Source organism: Acidovorax sp. KNOB132 (genome assembly GCF_057541515.1).
On record NZ_BAAJYT010000393.1, the window covers coordinates 1 to 2438 of the forward strand.

Below are 2438 nucleotides of genomic sequence, written 5' to 3' on the forward strand. Positions count from 1 at the left end.
CACCCGCACCCGCACCCGCACGAGACCGCCACGGCATGAGCACCGTCAACACCGTCACCGAGCAGCTCACGCGCGCCGGCCAGGCCATCGAGCACGACAGCTTCGCCATCATCGACGCCGAGGCCGGCCCGCACCCCTACACCGCGGCGCAGTGGCCCATCGTGCGCCGCATGATCCACGCCAACGCCGACTTCGAGTTCAACGGCCTGACCGACTTCCACCCGAAGGCGGTGGAGGCCGGCATCGCCGCCCTGCTGCGCGGCGGCGCGCCCGTGGTGGCCGATGTGGAGATGATCTGCTCGGGCCTGTCGCAGCCGCGCCTGGCCCACTTCGGCATGCGCACGCACCAGTTCATCAGCGACGCCGACGTGATCGCCCAGGCCCAGGCCGAGGACACCACGCGCGCCGTGCAGGCCATGCGCAAGGCGCACCGGCACGGGCTGCTGCAGGGGGCCGTCGTCGGCATCGGCAACGCGCCCACGGCCCTCATCGAGCTGGTGCGGCTGATCCGCGAGGAGGGCGTGCGCCCCGCGCTCGTGGTGGGCATGCCGGTGGGCTTCGTCTCCGCCGCCGAGTCCAAGGACCTGATGGCCGGCGTGGACGCGGTGCCGTGGATCGTCATCCGCGGCCGCAAGGGCGGCTCCACGCTGGTGGTGGCCGCGCTGCACGCGCTGCTGGCGCTGGCCGAGGCCCGCCAGAAGGCCACGATGCCGGGGACGCTGTCGCCATGATGGAAAAGACCGTGCGCCGCGGCACGCGCACCGGCTTCACCACCGGGGCGTGCTCGGCCGCCGCCGCGCGCGCCGCCGTGCTGGGGCTGGTGCACGGCTGCGTGCCCGAGGCGGTGGACTGCCTGCTGCCCAACGGCGACGTGGTGCGCTTCGCCGTGAACGACGGCCGCTGCGACGGCCAGGCCGCGCATGCCATGGTCATCAAGGACGCGGGCGACGACCCCGACTGCACCGACAAGGCCCACCTGACCGCCGACGTGCGCGTGCTGCCCGGCGATGCCGGCGCGGTGCGGCTGGCGGGCGGCTTCGGCGTGGGCACCGTCACCATGGCCGGCCTGGGCCTGGCGGTGGGCGGCCCGGCCATCAACCCGGTGCCGCGCCAAAACATCGAAGAGAACGTGCGCGCCGTGGGCGAGGCGCTGCTCGCCCATGCGGGGCTGGAGGTCACCATCTCCGTGCCGCAGGGCGTGGACATGGCGAAGAAGACGCTCAACGCGCGCCTGGGCATCCTGGGCGGCATCTCCATCCTCGGCACCACCGGCATCGTCAAGCCCTATTCCACCTCGGCCTACCGCGCGAGCGTGGTGCAGGGCGTGCAGGTGGCGGCCACGCTGGGCCACGGCGTGGTGGTGCTCACCACCGGCGGGCGCACCGAGCAGTTCGCCATGAAGGAGCGCGCGCAGCTGCCCGCCGCCTGCTTCGTGCAGATGGGCGACTTCCTGCGCTACGCCCTCGACGAGGCCGTGGCGCAGGGGCTGCGCGAAGTCGTCATCGGCGGCATGGTGGGCAAGCTCACCAAGATCGCCCAGGGCGAGACCATCACCCACGCCAACCGCGCCGAGGTCGACACGCAACTGCTGGCCGAACTGGCCGCCGGCATCGGCGCGCCGGCCGACGTGTGCGCCGAGATCGCCGCCGCCGAGACCGCGCGCTTCGCCGCCGAGCGCATGGAAGCGCTGGGCCTGGCCGCACCCTTTCACGCCGCGCTGGCCCGCGCGGTGGTGGACACCCTCATGGCCCCCGACCGCTACGGGGGCCGCTTCCAGCTCCAGGTGCTCGTCTGCGACTTCGACGGCCGCAAGATGGCCGAGGCCTGCTCCGCATGAACGCCCCCGACACCGTGACCGCCTTGACCACCGCCCCGACCGCCATGCCCGACCCCCAACCCTGCCGCATCATCGGCGTGCTCGACGACGGTGCGGCCAGCCTGGGCGCCACCGCGCTGGCCCTGCTGCGCCGCGCCGACCTGGTGGTGGGCGGCACGCGCGCGCTGGCGCTGTTCGAGGACGACATCGCCCCCCGGCGCCACGCGGCGCGACCTCACGGGGCAGCTCTCCGCCGTGCCCGGCTGGATCGCCGCCGCGCGCGATGCGCAGCAGGCCAGCGTGGTGCTGGCCACGGGCGACCCGCTGTGCCACGGCATCGCCAGCTACCTGGCCTCGCGCCTGTGCATCGAGGCCATCGAGGTGATTCCCAACGTCTCCACGCTGCAGCTGGCCTGCGCCCGCCTGGGGCTGGCCTGGCAGGACGCGCGCATCGTCTCGGTGCACGCCAGGGATGCGGGCGAGTGGCAGCAGGGCGCGGCGCCGTCGCACGGCCTGTATGCGCTGGCGCAGGCCGTGCGCGCGCACGACCGGCTGGCGGTGCTCACCAGCCCCGACAACACGCCTGCGCGCATCGCCCGCCTGCTGGTGGCCGAGGGCCTGC

At 74.1% G+C, this 2438-nt stretch carries 2 protein-coding genes and 1 pseudogene; all 3 read left to right on the forward strand.

Features of this window, described 5'->3' with window-relative positions; all coding sequences use genetic code 11:
* The first annotated feature begins 35 nt into the window (after window positions 1-35).
* Window positions 36-731: a precorrin-8X methylmutase gene (locus AC27IO_RS22890; protein WP_498740951.1), complete on the forward strand. Its 696-nt coding sequence runs from the start codon at window positions 36-38 to the stop codon at window positions 729-731.
* A complete protein-coding gene (locus tag AC27IO_RS22895; RefSeq protein ID WP_284397174.1) occupies window positions 728-1837 on the forward strand; it encodes a cobalt-precorrin-5B (C(1))-methyltransferase in 1110 nt (369 codons plus the stop codon). The genes AC27IO_RS22890 and AC27IO_RS22895 overlap by 4 nt, the downstream gene beginning before the upstream one ends.
* 44 nt (window positions 1838-1881) lie before the next feature.
* A pseudogene (cbiE, locus tag AC27IO_RS22900) lies at window positions 1882-2438 on the forward strand (precorrin-6y C5,15-methyltransferase (decarboxylating) subunit CbiE); the annotation flags it as partial.